This is a genomic window from Ruegeria sp. HKCCD7628 (genome assembly GCF_057221005.1).
On record NZ_JBWVBA010000001.1, the window covers coordinates 92,728 to 107,490 of the forward strand.

Annotated in this window: 16 protein-coding genes and 1 other RNA gene; 6 read left to right on the plus strand and 11 right to left on the minus strand. The window is 53.3% G+C overall.

The features are described 5' to 3' along the window. The first annotated feature begins 44 nt into the window (after positions 1–44). A complete protein-coding gene (locus AC2TAD_RS00460; protein ID WP_480865468.1) occupies positions 45–2,831 on the plus strand; it encodes an Rne/Rng family ribonuclease in 2,787 nt (928 codons plus the stop codon). A gap of 52 nt (positions 2,832–2,883) precedes the next feature. On the opposite strand, the gene AC2TAD_RS00465 is transcribed toward AC2TAD_RS00460, so the two are convergent. Continuing rightward, the gene (locus tag AC2TAD_RS00465) at positions 2,884–3,117 is read right to left on the minus strand and encodes a sulfurtransferase TusA family protein (protein ID WP_170354103.1); all 234 of its coding nucleotides are present in this window, start codon (positions 3,115–3,117) and stop codon (positions 2,884–2,886) included. A 105-nt stretch (positions 3,118–3,222) separates the two neighbouring features. Between AC2TAD_RS00465 and AC2TAD_RS00470 the strand changes: the two genes are divergently transcribed. The 4 genes from AC2TAD_RS00470 to AC2TAD_RS00485 all read left to right on the plus strand — a co-directional run bounded on the left by AC2TAD_RS00470 (position 3,223) and on the right by AC2TAD_RS00485 (position 7,553). Continuing rightward, a complete protein-coding gene (locus AC2TAD_RS00470) occupies positions 3,223–3,975 on the plus strand; it encodes a cytochrome c biogenesis CcdA family protein (RefSeq protein ID WP_170354104.1) in 753 nt (250 codons plus the stop codon). Between the two features lie 63 nt (positions 3,976–4,038). Then, positions 4,039–5,253, plus strand: coding sequence for a hypothetical protein (locus tag AC2TAD_RS00475; RefSeq protein ID WP_480865469.1), 1,215 nt, complete (start codon positions 4,039–4,041; stop codon positions 5,251–5,253). Beyond that, positions 5,250–6,599, plus strand: coding sequence for a cytochrome P450 (locus AC2TAD_RS00480; RefSeq protein WP_480865470.1), 1,350 nt, complete (start codon positions 5,250–5,252; stop codon positions 6,597–6,599). Before AC2TAD_RS00475 ends, AC2TAD_RS00480 begins: the two co-directional genes overlap by 4 nt. A 72-nt stretch (positions 6,600–6,671) precedes the next feature. After that, positions 6,672–7,553, plus strand: a complete 882-nt coding sequence (locus AC2TAD_RS00485; protein ID WP_480865471.1) for a fructose bisphosphate aldolase — start codon at positions 6,672–6,674, stop codon at positions 7,551–7,553. A gap of 6 nt (positions 7,554–7,559) precedes the next feature. Here the strand turns inward: AC2TAD_RS00485 and AC2TAD_RS00490 are convergent, their stop codons facing one another. From AC2TAD_RS00490 to fumC, 4 genes are all read right to left on the minus strand, one after another. Next, entirely contained in the window at positions 7,560–8,162 is a 603-nt protein-coding gene (locus AC2TAD_RS00490) for a DNA-3-methyladenine glycosylase I (RefSeq protein WP_480865473.1), read from the minus strand. 65 nt (positions 8,163–8,227) lie between these two features. Then, positions 8,228–8,443 (minus strand): ribbon-helix-helix domain-containing protein, encoded by a 216-nt coding sequence (locus AC2TAD_RS00495; protein ID WP_170354108.1) that lies wholly within the window; start codon positions 8,441–8,443, stop codon positions 8,228–8,230. Next, positions 8,440–8,616, minus strand: coding sequence for a DUF4169 family protein (locus tag AC2TAD_RS00500; RefSeq protein ID WP_480865474.1), 177 nt, complete (start codon positions 8,614–8,616; stop codon positions 8,440–8,442). The genes AC2TAD_RS00495 and AC2TAD_RS00500 overlap by 4 nt, the downstream gene beginning before the upstream one ends. After that, positions 8,616–10,010: a class II fumarate hydratase gene (fumC, locus tag AC2TAD_RS00505; protein ID WP_480865476.1), complete on the minus strand. Its 1,395-nt coding sequence runs from the start codon at positions 10,008–10,010 to the stop codon at positions 8,616–8,618. Before fumC ends, AC2TAD_RS00500 begins: the two co-directional genes overlap by 1 nt. Positions 10,011–10,216: 206 nt before the next feature. On the opposite strand from fumC, the gene AC2TAD_RS00510 reads away from it, so the two are divergent. Then, positions 10,217–10,780, plus strand: coding sequence for a hypothetical protein (locus AC2TAD_RS00510; RefSeq protein ID WP_480865477.1), 564 nt, complete (start codon positions 10,217–10,219; stop codon positions 10,778–10,780). Between the two features lie 8 nt (positions 10,781–10,788). Here AC2TAD_RS00510 and AC2TAD_RS00515 read toward each other — a convergent pair whose 3' ends face one another. The 6 genes from AC2TAD_RS00515 to AC2TAD_RS00540 form a co-directional block, all read right to left on the minus strand. Further along, positions 10,789–11,244 (minus strand): ClpXP protease specificity-enhancing factor SspB, encoded by a 456-nt coding sequence (locus AC2TAD_RS00515; RefSeq protein WP_170354111.1) that lies wholly within the window; start codon positions 11,242–11,244, stop codon positions 10,789–10,791. 75 nt (positions 11,245–11,319) lie between these two features. After that, entirely contained in the window at positions 11,320–12,573 is a 1,254-nt protein-coding gene (gene chrA, locus AC2TAD_RS00520) for a chromate efflux transporter (RefSeq protein WP_480865478.1), read from the minus strand. 147 nt (positions 12,574–12,720) lie between these two features. Beyond that, complete coding sequence (locus tag AC2TAD_RS00525) at positions 12,721–13,152, minus strand: ester cyclase (RefSeq protein ID WP_170751113.1); 432 nt, start codon at positions 13,150–13,152, stop codon at positions 12,721–12,723. 91 nt (positions 13,153–13,243) lie between these two features. Further along, positions 13,244–13,590, minus strand: a transfer-messenger RNA (tmRNA) gene (gene ssrA, locus AC2TAD_RS00530). Positions 13,591–13,625: 35 nt separating this feature from the next. Then, the gene (locus tag AC2TAD_RS00535; protein ID WP_170751115.1) at positions 13,626–13,988 is read right to left on the minus strand and encodes a DUF4345 family protein; all 363 of its coding nucleotides are present in this window, start codon (positions 13,986–13,988) and stop codon (positions 13,626–13,628) included. Positions 13,989–13,998: 10 nt separating this feature from the next. After that, a complete protein-coding gene (locus AC2TAD_RS00540) occupies positions 13,999–14,730 on the minus strand; it encodes a FadR/GntR family transcriptional regulator (RefSeq protein WP_480865479.1) in 732 nt (243 codons plus the stop codon). Positions 14,731–14,763: the final 33 nt, after the last annotated feature.

Sequence of the window (14,763 nt, forward strand, 5' to 3'; positions counted from 1 at the left end):
GGACGGGTCAGGACAACGCGTTTGGCGCGGTGCACCAAGGACACATGGCTAAGAAAATGCTTATCGATGCCACCCACACCGAGGAGACTCGGGTTGTGGTGGTCGATGGAAACAAGGTCGAAGAGTTCGATTTTGAGTCCGAAAACAAACGCCAGCTTGCTGGCAACATCTATCTAGCAAAAGTAACGCGGGTTGAGCCGTCTTTGCAGGCGGCTTTTGTGGATTACGGCGGAAACCGGCACGGTTTTCTGGCGTTTTCCGAAATTCATCCCGACTACTACCAAATCCCAGTTGCCGATCGTGAAGCGCTGATGGAGGAAGAACGCGCTTATGCCGAGGCCATGAGGGCTCGGGATGAGGCGGAAGAATCCAAGCCCAAGAAACGCCGTTCGCGGTCGCGGACCAAGGCTGCCGACGTCAAAACGGATGATGCAGTCGAGACGCTTGAGGTGTCTTCGGAACCCTCGGGTATGGAAACGATTGATCTGGATGAGGGCGACGAACAACCCGAGATGGCTGTGCCCGAAGGGACTTCCCCAGCGGATCACGTGGCGGACACTCCTGTCGAGGAACCGCTCGACGACGTGGAAGCACTGGATGCGGAAACTGTAGCAGCAGCAGACGAACCGGAAAGTGCCGACCCCACTGTAGAGGAAGAAGTGGCCTCGGATTCGGCGGGTGAAGAGACCCAAACAGAGGACTTGGAAACATCCTCCGCCGACGAGGCGGGTCAGGTTGATGCTCAACCCGACGCCGACGCTGTTGCGTCGGAAGACGCGCCGGCGGATGCCGACACTGAGCAAGCTGAAAACAAGGCTGACTCCGATGAGCCGGACGATACCGAAGCCCGCGCGGATGCTACCGCAAAAGACGACACGATCGAATCTGTTGCGGATGAGGATGATAGCGAAGACATTCGCCCTCCGCGCAAGCCGCGCCCGCGCCGGTACAAAATCCAAGAGGTGATCAAGGTCCGGCAGGTTTTGCTGGTTCAGGTCGTCAAAGAAGAGCGTGGCAACAAGGGCGCAGCGCTGACCACGTATCTCTCGTTGGCCGGTCGCTATTGCGTCTTGATGCCAAACACAGCGCGGGGGGGCGGTATCAGCCGCAAGATCACTAACGCGCCGGACCGCAAGAAACTGAAAGAGATCGCTGCCGATATTGACGTGCCGACAGGTGCCGGCCTGATCATTCGGACCGCTGGGGCCAAACGGACCAAATCCGAGATCAAACGTGACTACGAATACCTGCAGCGTATGTGGGAGCAGATCCGCGAGTTGACGCTCAAGTCCATAGCGCCGGCCAAGATCTATGAAGAGGGCGACCTGATCAAACGCTCGATCCGCGATTTGTACAATCGCGATATCGACGAGGTGCTGGTCGAAGGCGAGGGCGGGTACCGCATCGCCAAGGACTTCATGAAGATGATCATGCCGTCCCATGCCAAGAACGTGAAACGGTACGAGGATGCTCTGCCGCTGTTTGCGCGTTATCAGGTGGAAAGCTATCTGGCCGGGATGTTCAACCCGACTGTGCAGTTGAAATCGGGTGGCTACATCGTAATCGGTGTGACTGAGGCATTGGTAGCGATCGACGTCAACTCGGGACGGGCGACCAAGGAAGGCTCGATCGAGGAAACCGCGCTCAAGACAAATCTCGAAGCGGCCGAAGAAGTGGCGCGCCAGTTGCGCCTGCGCGACTTGGCCGGTCTGATTGTCATCGACTTTATCGACATGGACGAGCGCAAGAATAACTCGGCCGTCGAAAAGCGCCTTAAGGATAAGTTGAAAACGGATCGGGCACGCATTCAGGTTGGTCGTATTTCCGGCTTCGGCCTGCTTGAGATGAGTCGCCAGCGGTTGCGCCCGGGTATGCTGGAAGCAACGACGCAGCCTTGCCCATCCTGTCATGGAACTGGGCTGATCCGTTCGGACGACAACATGGCGTTGACCATTTTGCGTCAGATCGAAGAAGAAGGTACGCGGCGCCGCTCGCGCGAGGTTTTGGTGCGCTGCCCCGTCAGCATCGCGAATTTCCTGATGAACCAGAAACGTGAGCATATCGCCCAAATCGAGTCGCGCTATGGTCTTTCAGTTCGTGTGGAAGGGGATATCCATCTGGTCAGTCCGGATTTCTCGATGGAGAAGTTCAAGACTGCAAGCCGGATTGTACCCGAAGCGACAGCGCCGGTCGTTTCCGTAGATGCATCGCTGATGGATCTTGTCGACGCGGATGAAGAGGAAAAGGTCGAAGACGAAACGCCTCAGACAGACGAAGAAGCCAAGCCCAAGCGCAAGCGCCGCCGCCGCCGCCGCAAGAAGGGAAATGGAAATGGCGAAACGGCTGAGGTGAGCGCAGATGACGTTGAGGCCGCAGAGGCGCCCACTGGAGAAGAAGCACCGGTCGAAGTAGACGAAACCGACGCTGCAGAGTCCGTTCCGGCGGAAAGCGGCGAGGAAGAGGCTAAGCCTAAACGCCGCCGAGCGCCACGTCGTAAAAAGAAGGAAACCACACCGGTTGATGCCGAAGGCGAGTCAGTTGAGACTGCTGAGGTGCAAACTGAAGTGGTCGAAGAAACCGTAAAGGAATCGGCTGCACCAGCGGAATCGAATGAAGTCGAACTCGCTGACGATATTGTTGCTGAAAGCACTGAGTCACCCGAGGCGGAGGCGGAAGAGCCTGTAGCAGCAGTCGCAGAGGAAAGTCAGGAACCGGAGGTAGCGCCGGAACCGGAACCAGTAACAGAAGAGCCGGTACTTGAGGTCGTTGCCGAGGAACCTGCAGAACCTACGAAGCCCAAGCGGCGCGGATGGTGGTCACTGGGGCAATAAACAAAAAGGCGGGCGAAAGACCCGCCTTTTTTGTAACATTCGCGACTTAAACTTAGCCTTTTTTCTGGATCAGGTAGACTTGATGGCCTTCGGTTTCTTCTTGCGCCAGCAAGTGGTGACCGCTTTCGCTGCAGAAATGCGGGACGTCAATAATCGCAGCAGGATCGTCGGCCAGAACACGCAGAACTGCCCCGGAGGGCATTGATTTCAAACGTTTTCTAGCTTTCAGAACGGGCAGGGGACAAAGCAGGCCCAATGCGTCGAGAGTTTCAGTTGGGTTTGACATAGAGATGAAATATTTCCACTTTGACCGGGTGTCCAGCGTGCAACCACGAGGATGTGACTGAATGGCCTCGTGACGTTCGCCACATCATACCATATGTGCTGAATTATGTTTGGAATAGATATCATCGACGCGGGCCTGCTGCCTGCCATGTTCATCGCGATGCTGGGCGGACTGATTAGTTTCCTTTCGCCGTGTGTCTTGCCGATCGTGCCACCGTATCTTGCCTATATGAGCGGTGTGTCGATCAACGAAATGCAGGACCAGACTGCGGCGCGGCGCAAAGCGACGCTGACCGCATTGTTCTTTGTGCTGGGCTTGTCGACTGTCTTCCTGTTACTGGGCTTCACGGCCTCGGCCTTTGGCGCGTTTGTCCTGCAAAACCAAGTGCTTTTCGCGAAGCTTTCAGGTGCTGTGGTGATTGTGTTCGGTCTTCACTTTCTGAATGTCTTCCGCATCCCGTTCCTGGACCGTGAAGCGCGGATCGAAACCGGAGATTCGGGCGGTTCTGTTTTTGGAGCTTACATCCTCGGACTGGCTTTCGCTTTTGGATGGACGCCGTGTATCGGTCCTCAGCTTGGCGCGATCCTGTCCTTGGCGGCGTCTGAAGCCTCGGTGGCCCGTGGAACGTTGCTCTTGGGTGTTTACGCTGCGGGACTCGGCATACCGTTCTTGCTGGCTGCAATGTTCCTTAACCGCTCGATGACCGTTATGAACAAGATCAAGCCTCATATGGCGACAATCGAAAAAGTGATGGGTGGGTTGTTGTTGTTCGTTGGCATCATGTTGATCACCGGGTTGTTCACCGAGTTTAGCTGGTGGTTGCTGGAAGCTTTCCCGGCGCTGGCAAATTTTGGCTAAAGTACTGATCTGACTTACCTTGATAATAACGCTGCGCTAATCTGCTCAGCAGAAGGTAAGACTATGAACAGTCACGAAAACCAAGAGCAGGTCAAACGGCGCCGGGTGTTTTACATTCCCGGTTATGATCCTATACATCCTCGCAGATACCGCGAACTGTACCGCTCGGAAGGGGCGGCGCAGTCCGCGTTGTCAGGATATCAGATATCGGTTTCAGCCAAAATGGGGGACGGTCCCTTTGGATGGCATGTCCATTCGGAACAAGACGGAACCGAGGTTGAGACACAGATTCAGGTGTTGGTCTGGTCGGATATTGTCAGGGACAGCATGTCCAACTCGGTTGTTGCGACTTATGTGCAACTGGTTAGAACCGCGTGGATTTACCTTGCGAATGGGACATTTGGACGACTGATGCGTTTACGCAAGGGGCCTGTAATCGCTGCACTTTATCCGTTTGCGATGCTTGTATTCCAGCTGGCCGCAGCACTGGCCATCGCTTGGGGCATCTGGAAAGGCGGCAGCCAATTTTTTGACCTCTTTGCCATTGCTCCAGCCATTCTGACGTTCTGCCTGCTTTTGCGTTGGTTTCAAAAGATCGACAACAAGCTATTCGCTTATTATCTGATGCACGACTACGCCTATTCGGCGAGCTTAAAGGGTGAAACGCCCGCTGCTTTGCGAAAACGCATGACCGAATTCACCGAACTTATTAAGCAGGCGTTGGTTACGGACGTGGATGAAGTCTTGGTTGTTGGCCACAGTTCCGGCGCACATATCGGGGTCTCAGTTCTGGCTGATGTAATCAGGAATGCACCGGATACAGGTTTCCGACCAGCTCTATCTTTCCTATCCTTGGGTCAGGTCGTGCCAATGGTGTCGTTTCTCCCAAATGCCAAAGAGTTGCGGACAGATCTTCAATTTCTTTCCGTTCAGTACAATCTCACCTGGGTGGACGTATCGGCTCCGGGTGACGGATGTTCTTTTGCTCTTTGCGACCCTGTCGGCGTTTCCGGCGTCGCAACCGAAAGTAAAAAATGGCCCTTGGTCTTGTCGGCAGCATTCACGCAAACACTTTCGCCAGAGCGTTGGCAGGCTTTGCGGTGGCGTTTCTTTCGTCTTCATTTTCAGTATTTGTGCGCCTTTGATCGTGTCGGGGCGTACGACTATTTCCGCATCACGGCCGGACCTCAGTCTTTGGCCCAGAGATTCCGCGAACGTAGTTCGTCTAAGTCTCGTATCGATATCGCAGTCTCAAAGCACCGGACGGTGATGCTGTGATACCGCCAAAGCCGCCCTCACGCCCAAACCATGTTTCGCTGTGGCGGTACCTCAAGCTGTTTCGTCAAGATATCCTTTCGGCACAACCGCAACGCCTGTATCGCGCATGGATGGCCGAGTTTCGGACTCCGTTCTTCCGTTCATACATGATGAACCAGCCTGAACTTGTTGAAACTGTTTTGAAAAAACGAGCGGAAGGTTTTCCTAAATCTGAACGCATCAGCGAAGGCTTACGACCACTTTTAGGAGAGTCTGTTTTTTTAACCAATGGTGAAACGTGGAAACGACAACGCAGGATCATCGACCCGGCGTTTGAGGGGGGACGGCTTAAAGATACGTTCCCTGCGATGCTTCAGGCCGCGGAAGCAGCAGTGCGACGAATACGCCCTCTGGTCGGCACCGATATCGAATGTGAAGAGTTAACAAGCCATGCTGCCGCCGATGTTATCTTTCGAACCTTATTCTCAGTGCCGATCGAACATGAAGTCGCAGCGCAAGTCTTTCAGAAGTTCAGGGATTACCAACGCCAGCAACCCTTGTTGAACCTGGCCGCATTTGTTCCGCTACCACGGTGGATGCCTCGGTTCCATTCTTCAAGAACTCGAAAAAACGCAAATGAAATAAGGGCTTTGATTGGGAAGCTGACGCAACAACGTGCTGAATTAATTGCGCGAGGATGTGCGCCCAACGATCTGGCAACTAAAATCATGACGACTCCGGACCCTGAGACCGGGACATGTTTCGACACAAATGAGATGGTCGACCAAGTTGCGATTTTCTTTCTGGCAGGCCATGAAACAAGCGCCTCGGCTCTGGCTTGGGCGTTGTACCTGATGGCCTTATACCCAGAGTGGCAAGATAAGCTTGCTGCCGAAGCTCAGGCTGTAAATCTCTCCGATATCTCGGAGATGTCGAAACTAAAGCTGAGCAGAGATGTCTTTCGCGAGACGCTCCGACTTTATCCGCCTGTCCCTATGATGGTGCGGGAAACTACGTGCACCGAACGCTTTCGCGACCGCGACGTTCCAAAAGGGGCTCAAATCGTTATTAGCCCGTGGCATGTTCACCGGCACGAACGCCTTTGGGATCATCCGGATGAGTTTGATCCGAACAGATGGGCCACGGAAAACGGCAAGCGTTGCCAGCGAGAAGCCTTCATTCCGTTCTCAGCTGGTCCTCGTGTGTGCTCGGGCGCTGGATTTGCCATGATCGAGGGCCCATTGATCCTGTCCAAATTGCTGCAGCACTTCCGGTTCGAGTTAATCGAGGGCAAAACGCCGATTCCGGTGGCGCATCTGACTGTCCGGTCGAAAGACGGAATTTGGTTGCGCATCGTTGAGCGCTAACAAACTACCATCGCGATGCGCCATGCTGTATGCGGTTGAAAACAGCGGAATCATTTCGAACGGGAATATCATATGTCCAAATCAGAACAGCGCGAGCAAATGTCCAATGGAGCTGGCTTTATTGCAGCACTGGATCAAAGCGGCGGCTCGACTCCCAAAGCGCTGGCACTCTATGGGGTTGAGGCTTCAGACTATTCCTCGGACGAGGAGATGTTTGGGGAAATTCAGAAGATGCGCGCCCGGATTATCCTGGCAGATGATTTCACCAATGAAAAAGTTATCGGAGCCATCCTGTTCGAACGGACTCTGGGTGAAGAAATTAATGGCCGAAAAGTCGCTGATTTCCTTTGGTCGGAAAAGCGCATCGTTCCTTTTCTCAAGATCGACAAAGGGTTAGAGGACGAGGCGAATGGTGTTCAGATGATGAAGCCGATCCCTGGTCTGGCCGACACCCTAGCGAAGGCGTCGGGCGTGTTTGGAACCAAAGAACGCTCGGTTATTCATGAAGCCAATGCCGAGGGCATCGCAGCTGTAGTTGCGCAACAATTCGACATTGCGCGGGAAGTGATAGCGGCTGATATGGTTCCGATCATCGAGCCTGAGGTGAACATCAATTCGGCATCCAAAGCCGAGGCCGAAGACATTCTGAAGGCCGAGATCCTGAAAAACCTTGATCAATTGGACGAGGGACAGGATGTGATGCTGAAATTGACGATCCCCACCAATGCGAACCTGTATGACGCCGTTGCCGATCATCCACGCGTGGTGCGTGTGGTTGCTTTGTCGGGCGGATATTCAACAGAACAAGCCTGCGATTTGTTGGGACAGAACGGTAAAATGATCGCATCTTTCTCGCGTGCTTTGACTGAGGGACTGTCGAAAAAGCAATCGAATGATGAGTTCAACGCAGCTCTGGGTGGGAATATCGAGAAAATCTACCGCGCGTCGATTTAAACAGATCTACGTTGGCGCAATGAAATTGCGGCGCATCTGCGCCGCTTTTTCGCGCATGACGCATCCATTTGCGTGATCATTTACAAGCCCCATCGCTTGCATGAACGCAAAAACAGTGGTTGGCCCAACGAATTTCCAACCTCTCTTTTTAAGATCCTTGGACATGGCCACAGACTCAGCCGAGGTTGACGCTGTCTGAGGTTCGGGTGGCATATCTGCCTCATACTGCCAGACATAAGCAGCAAGTGATCCGTACTCAGTGATCAGACATTGTGCGCATTGGGCGTTATTTATGACGGCTTGAATTTTGCCGCGATGTCGGACAATTCCTTCATCGTGCAAAAGACGTTCAATGTCTGCATCATCAAACGCCGCTACAGCGTTGATTTCGAATTGTTTAAACGCTCTCCGAAAATTCTCGCGCTTGGATAGGATTGTCCGCCAGCTCAACCCGGATTGAAAACTTTCGAGACATAGCTTTTCGAACAAGCGTTGGTCATCCGCAACGGGATATCCCCATTCGTTGTCATGATAATCGAAAAACTCAGGCGCGGCCTGGCACCATTTGCAGCGAGGCTGACCGTCCGGTCCTTGTGTAGTCTGGCTCATGTATGTACCACTTTTGTTCCGGTCGAGCATACACAGCCCGGTAGTTTTAAATCAAGCACCCAATGTCAGGCGCGATACCAGTTCAAAATGTACACACGAATTGCCGATGCCAAGCCGATTTCAGGATCACGAGACACGTCAATTTCAGCCGCTAGCGCATTGATTGGAATATCCTTTATTTTGGCAATGTCACGGAATGCCTGCCAGAACTCATCCTCGAGCGATACCGAAGTACGGTGTCCCTTCAGGGTCAGGGACCGTTTGACGGGGCGGCCGCTCATTCCTCCAACTCATGGTTGTCCAAGTCGCGGCGTTGTTTGTTCAGTACTTTCTCGGCTGCATCTCTTTCAGGCTTTTTACGCCCAAAGGTAATAGCATTCTGGTCGGCGCGGGCCTTCTTTTCAGCCCGCGCTTTTTCCTTTCGGTACCGGTTCAGATTGACCGGCTTACTCATCAGTCCTTTGGACCGATCATTTGCTCGGGGCGGACCACGGCGTCAAATGTCGCTTCATCCACAAAACCCAGGGCGATGGCCTCTTCCTTGAGGGTCGTGCCGTTCTTATGCGCAGTCTTTGCAACCGTCGTGGCGTTGTCATAGCCGATGGTGGGCGCCAGAGCCGTCACCAGCATCAGCGACTCCTTCATCAGCTTTTCAATGCGCGGCTCGTTTGCCTGAATGCCCAGTAGCATCCGTTCGGTAAAGCTATCGGCGGCATCGCCCAAAAGCTGGATTGACTGCAACAGGTTGTAGGACATCATCGGGTTGTAAACATTCAACTCGAAGTGGCCCTGACTTCCGGCAAACTTTACTGCGGCGTCATTGCCCATGACATGCGCCGCGACCTGTGTCAGTGCCTCGGCCTGTGTGGGGTTCACTTTGCCGGGCATAATTGACGAACCCGGTTCGTTTTCCGGCAAGATCAATTCGCCCAGACCTGAACGAGGACCCGATCCCAACAGACGGATATCGTTGGCAATTTTATAACAGCTACCCGCGATTGTCGCCAAAGCGCCCGACAAAAAGACCATGGCGTCATGCGCGGCCAGCGCCTCAAACTTGTTAGGCGCGGTCACGAAGGGCAGGCCGGTTATCTCGGCCATATTTGCTGCAACGGCTTCGCCCCAGCCGTTTTGAGTGTTCAAACCGGTGCCCACGGCAGTGCCACCCTGAGCTAGCTCATAGATACCAGGCATAGCGGCCTTTACGCGCTCGATCCCCTGACGGATCTGATGGGCGTAGCCACCGAATTCCTGACCCAGAGTCAGCGGCGTTGCGTCTTGTGTATGAGTCCGCCCGATCTTGATAATATCTTTGAATTCCTCGGATTTCCGCTCCAACCCCAAGGCTAGCTTTTCGAGCCCAGGCAACAGAACGTCACGCACGCTCATGGCTGTTGCGATGTGCATGGCGGTGGGGAAGGTGTCGTTCGAAGATTGTCCCATGTTGCAATGGTCATTGGGGTGCACGGGATCCTTGGATCCAATAACGCCGCCCAGAATCTCGATCGCACGGTTCGCGATGACCTCGTTTGAGTTCATGTTGGACTGAGTTCCCGACCCGGTTTGCCACACGACCAGTGGGAAGTTGTCGTCGAACTTGCCTTCGAAGACTTCTCCGGCTGCCTGAATGATGGCGTCAGCGATCCGAGCGTCCAGTTTACCAGTCGCCTTGTTCTCCATTGCGCAGGCTTTTTTGATAACGCCCAAGGCCCGCACGATGGCCACAGGCTGTTTCTCCCATCCAATGGGGAAATTCATGATGGAGCGCTGGGTCTGCGCACCCCAATATTTATCCGAAGGAACCTCCAGCGGGCCAAAGCTGTCGGATTCTGTGCGGGTCTGGGACATCTGTCACTCCGTCTTGTATACAGTCGTATGCCATTTACCTGCCACTACGCCACCGTGCAATCGGGCAATTTCGCGCACCTTAAACTTATGGTTCACAAAGGTATAGATCGACAAATGCTTCATTTTATTTAGGGGATTACAATTCGACCCATTGTGCGTGCTAACAGGTGGGCTAGAATAAGTTAGTCAATGTTGCGGAGAGTCTCGTGTTACTTTCAGAACGGCTACTTGCCCTAAAAATGCTCACGTTCTCTGTTGTTGCGCTCGTGTGCATTACGCTTTCGTCTCAACCTGTTCTTGCTGACGAAATCGCCCCCTTTGTTGGTGACTATGTTGGCTCTGCAAACATGGTGGACGCGGATGGAGGTGAAGTCCCCAGGGACATGAGCGTCTCGATCCACGAACTTAAAGATGGGTTTAATGTCAGTTGGAAAACAACGACCTACAAAGCAGACGGTCGGATAAAAGAGCAATCGTTTTCCATTGATTTCAAAGAGTCCGAGCGTACAGACGTATTTTCTGCCGCAATGAGACGTAATGTCTTTGGACACGAAGTGCCTTTGGATCCGATGCAGGGCGAACCGTTCGTATGGGGCCGGATCGATGGGCAAACAATGACAGTTTTTTCCTTGTTCATCGACGAAAACGGTGGCTACGAGCTGCAGCAATACGATCGAACGCTGACTGAAGGCGGTCTGAATCTGTCGTTTTCGCGGTTCAGAAACGGAGTGAAGTCCCGATCAGTCGAGACTTTTCTAAAGCGTCAATAATCCAGCGGTTATTTGCGAAAGCTGTCGAGCGAAACGACGTCGGCGTCGTGTTGCTCTTCTTCTTCCTCAACTTCGATAGCGTCTTCGATGAATTGAGCAACCTCTTCCTCTTCCGGGCTTTCGAAGCGCAAACCAAACTCGACCGAGGGGTCAACAAACGTTTTGATGGACGAATAAGGGATATAAAGCGGCTCAGGCGCGTCGCCAAAATTCAGTGTGATCGCGAACCCCTTGTCGCCGACCTCTAGGTTTTCAAACCAGTGCTGCACGACGATTGTCATTTCATCGGGATATCTGTCGCGCAGCCAGTCAGCTAATTCCACCCCATCTTGTTGGGTGTCGAAGGTAATAAAGAAATGATGCGCCCCTGGCAGGCCGTTTTTCGAAACGCTTGTCAGAACCTTCTTGATTAGCCCACGCATCGCCGTGTGCATAAGGTTCCCGTAATCAATGTCCTGCGACATGTGTCTTCCTCAAAATTGATGTTCTAAGCATAAGCGATTTCGCCGGAAACGAAAGACCACGATTGGGCGGATTGTTCATAGGAGGTGAGAGGCCATTCCGGCCGCCGCCATCATGGCCAATGTTCGCCCCATGCCAAATTTGAATTTAAATATCAACACCCAAGCCAGCACTACAAGACACAAAGCGATCAGGTTCGCGGATGCATAGTCAGGCCAAGGAAACGAAAAGAAACCCCATGTTTTCTGCGGGACATTGTGGAACAGCACATTTAAGCCAAACCACACCGACAAGTTGAGAATCACACCTACGACCGCTGCTGTGATTCCGTTCAGAGCCGCTGACAATCTTGGGCGGCTTGCGAGGTGATCCAGATAAGGTGCGGCAATGAAAATCCATAAAAAGCATGGGACGAATGTTGCCCAAAGCGCAACTGCACCGGCCGCGAGGGCAAGTGGAAACCCTCCATCCGCCTGACCGGTAAGCATAGCCACGAATTGGGTCACTAAAATCAAAGGACCTGGAGTCGTTTCGGCCAATCCAAGTGCATCAATCATCTGCGGTGTGCTAATCCATTGGTACTTGTCCACGACCGTTTGGGTCATATACGCCAACACAGCGTAAGCGCCGCCAAAGGTCACAACTGCAAGACGTGCGAAGAACCAGCCGAGGTCCGCCAGTAATTTCTGACCCGTCAGACTAAGCAAAATCAAAGGCGCCAACCAAAGTGTCACCCAGGTCAGTCCGGTGCGGATATATCCTGTGGGAGTGTCGACCTTATTGATTGTCCGAGTTGGGCTGTCGCTCTGGAACCTAATAAAACCCCAAACCGCGGCGGCCACGATTATCAGTGGAAAGGGCAGGTTAAGAAGAAAGATCGACAGAAAACTCAGAGCGGCAACGCCAATATGCTCGGTATCTTTCAGCGCTTTTCGGGACAGGTTTCTAAGGGCATGCAAAACAATGATGATCACCGCAGCTTTGATCCCCACGAACCCGGATTGCACAAGCGGAAGCGCGCCGTAACTCGCGTAAAGTGATACCAGCACTGCAATAACCAGAGCTCCGGGCAGAACGAACAGAAAGCCGGCAATCAACCCGCCCAAAACGCCACGTAGCCGCCAGCCTGCGTAGGTTGCCAACTGCATTGCCTCTGGGCCGGGAAGCAACATACACAACGAGAGCGCGCGCAAGAATGTTTGCTCGTCCAACCATGAACGTTCCTCGACCAACTCCTGATGCATTAGGGAAATCTGCGCTGCAGGGCCGCCAAAAGATAAAAGACCGATGCGCCCGAACACTTTGATCATTTCCGCTGTGTTTGGCGCCATGGTTTTTGATCCGCTGACCTGTTATGCGGGTCTTCTATCCGGATACCGTCATGCTTTACAGGCTTTTAGCAGGGATCAGACAAGAATTGTCAGGGCGGGTTCAGAGTTGTTGGGGAAACAGCGCAGCTTAAAGATTGGAACTGCGGTTTACGCCCAATCCAACCTCTGACCCGTCATACATATGGGTAAGGTATCCTGAGGAAACTGGCCAAGCTGCTCAAACAGTGAGATGAAGTCGAACTGATTATAGACCTCAACCACGCGATTATCTCTAATCCGGCCCATCATACTACCGGTCGCCTGCAACGGAGCGCCGTTGTCGGCGCGTGTGGTACGCAGATGAATGATAGCTGACACCCAATCCCCATCTTCAACGATTTTGGGCATGTCGACTTCGATTTCGCCCAGGATATGCCGAAAAGCTATCACGAGGTCTCGGAATTCGTCAGCACCTACCTGCATTTCAGGAATCAGCCCTTCGGCCATTGTTTCCGGCGCAAAATAGGTATCAATGGCATCGGTATTCCCCTTTTCCCAGACTTCGGAATACCATTCTCTGAGCACCTTTGCGTGAGACATCTCAGCTCTCCTTTATTGTGGGTCAAGCATGCGCAAAAGGAGTGAAAAAAGTCTGAACGCCCGAAAGACAGTAGAAAAACATATTGGGGAAAATGCAGGTTTCTGTTGCCAGGTACCTGCGAACCCCGCCTTACGCGGCTAGGCGCAAGGGCTTAAGTTTCGGTCTTGCTACTGCTTACGCAGCAACTGCAACCGGAGCACGATTGTCGTTTGCAATTGTACTAGTTTCGCCGATAACGGTGGCAGACAGCCGAGACAAAGCTAACCCCTTTAGACGTTCGTCGATCCTATTTCGGCCCCAAACACCCCAAACGAAGGTTTATGGTGGAGCCGCCGGGTACCGCCCCCGGGTCCGATCCGCTTATTACGAGCGCGTTTATGTCCATAGTCCCGAAGGACCTGTTCTATATAGGTGAGGTGCTATCGGGATGCAATTCCCGAGTTTTTCGGGTGAAGCGCGCCAGAACAGATACTTACGTTGTTTTGTTTAGGTTGGCCAAAATCAACCAAATAGCCAGAACAGCCTCGATTCCACCGAATGTCACTGCTTTGATCAAAGGCGGGTTGTCCAAAAGGACTGACACAAACCGCCCGAGTGCCGCGCCCGCGTAAACAACACCCAGCATCGTATAAGCCATGGGCGCGTTAAGCCACAGAACTGCTATCCCGGTTACGACGAAAAGCCCTCCCACCGACGCGCGCATCTCACTTAGGCCCATGGTGCTGCTTGTTGGTGCTAAATCCAACGAAGCTGCTGTCCACGCCGGTGCAAGAAAGCCGAACAGACCAAAGGCAATAGTTAGTAAGGCTGCGACAATATTAAGGACCGGTACCATCTGTTCCTCATCAAGCTGGTTTACGCTTTTTTTCGGCGACATCGCGCGCCAGTTTTCTTGTGTATTTCTCGAGCCTTAAAAGGCTATCGTCAACTTCTTCCACATCACTGCGCTCCAAGGCATCCGCGATCTGCGTATGCAGCGAAATGATCTCTTCTCGGGATCTGGCCGTAAAGGTGATCATGTTCATAAGCGGTTGCATCGCCTCGACTGCTCCGGCCAGCTGATAGGACAGGACGGGGTTTCCGGCGCCGTCGACCAAAGCGCGGTGGAAGGCCACGTCTGAGGCGCAGAAGGCTTCGTCCGTCAGGCCCGGCTGTGCTTGTCTGAAGATTTCGGCGCGCATCGTGGCCAGCTGATCGGCCGTCCGACGTTCCGACGAAAGGCGAGCGCAGGCGCGTTCCAGTGCATAGCGCGCTTCGCAAGCAGTATCGAAACTGACAGTGTTCATCGACAACAGTAAGGTTGAGGTTGTAATCTGTTGGGAATAGGCGTCTTCGAAACTCAGGCGATTGACAAAAGCGCCACCGGTAGCACCACGTTGCGTACGAATAAGAGACTGAGCAGCAAGTCTTTTCAGCGCTTCACGAACCGTGGGGCGCGAGACCTCAAACTGATCGGCAAGTTCGGCTTCGGACGGCAGACGCTCATCAACGATCAATTCGCCTGATACGATGGCGTCGCGTATCGCTTGCGCGATTTGTGCAGATAAATCTGCAGGTTTCCGAGGGTCGATTTTCATAATCCTGTGACCGCCTGTGTTTTTTTATTTGTC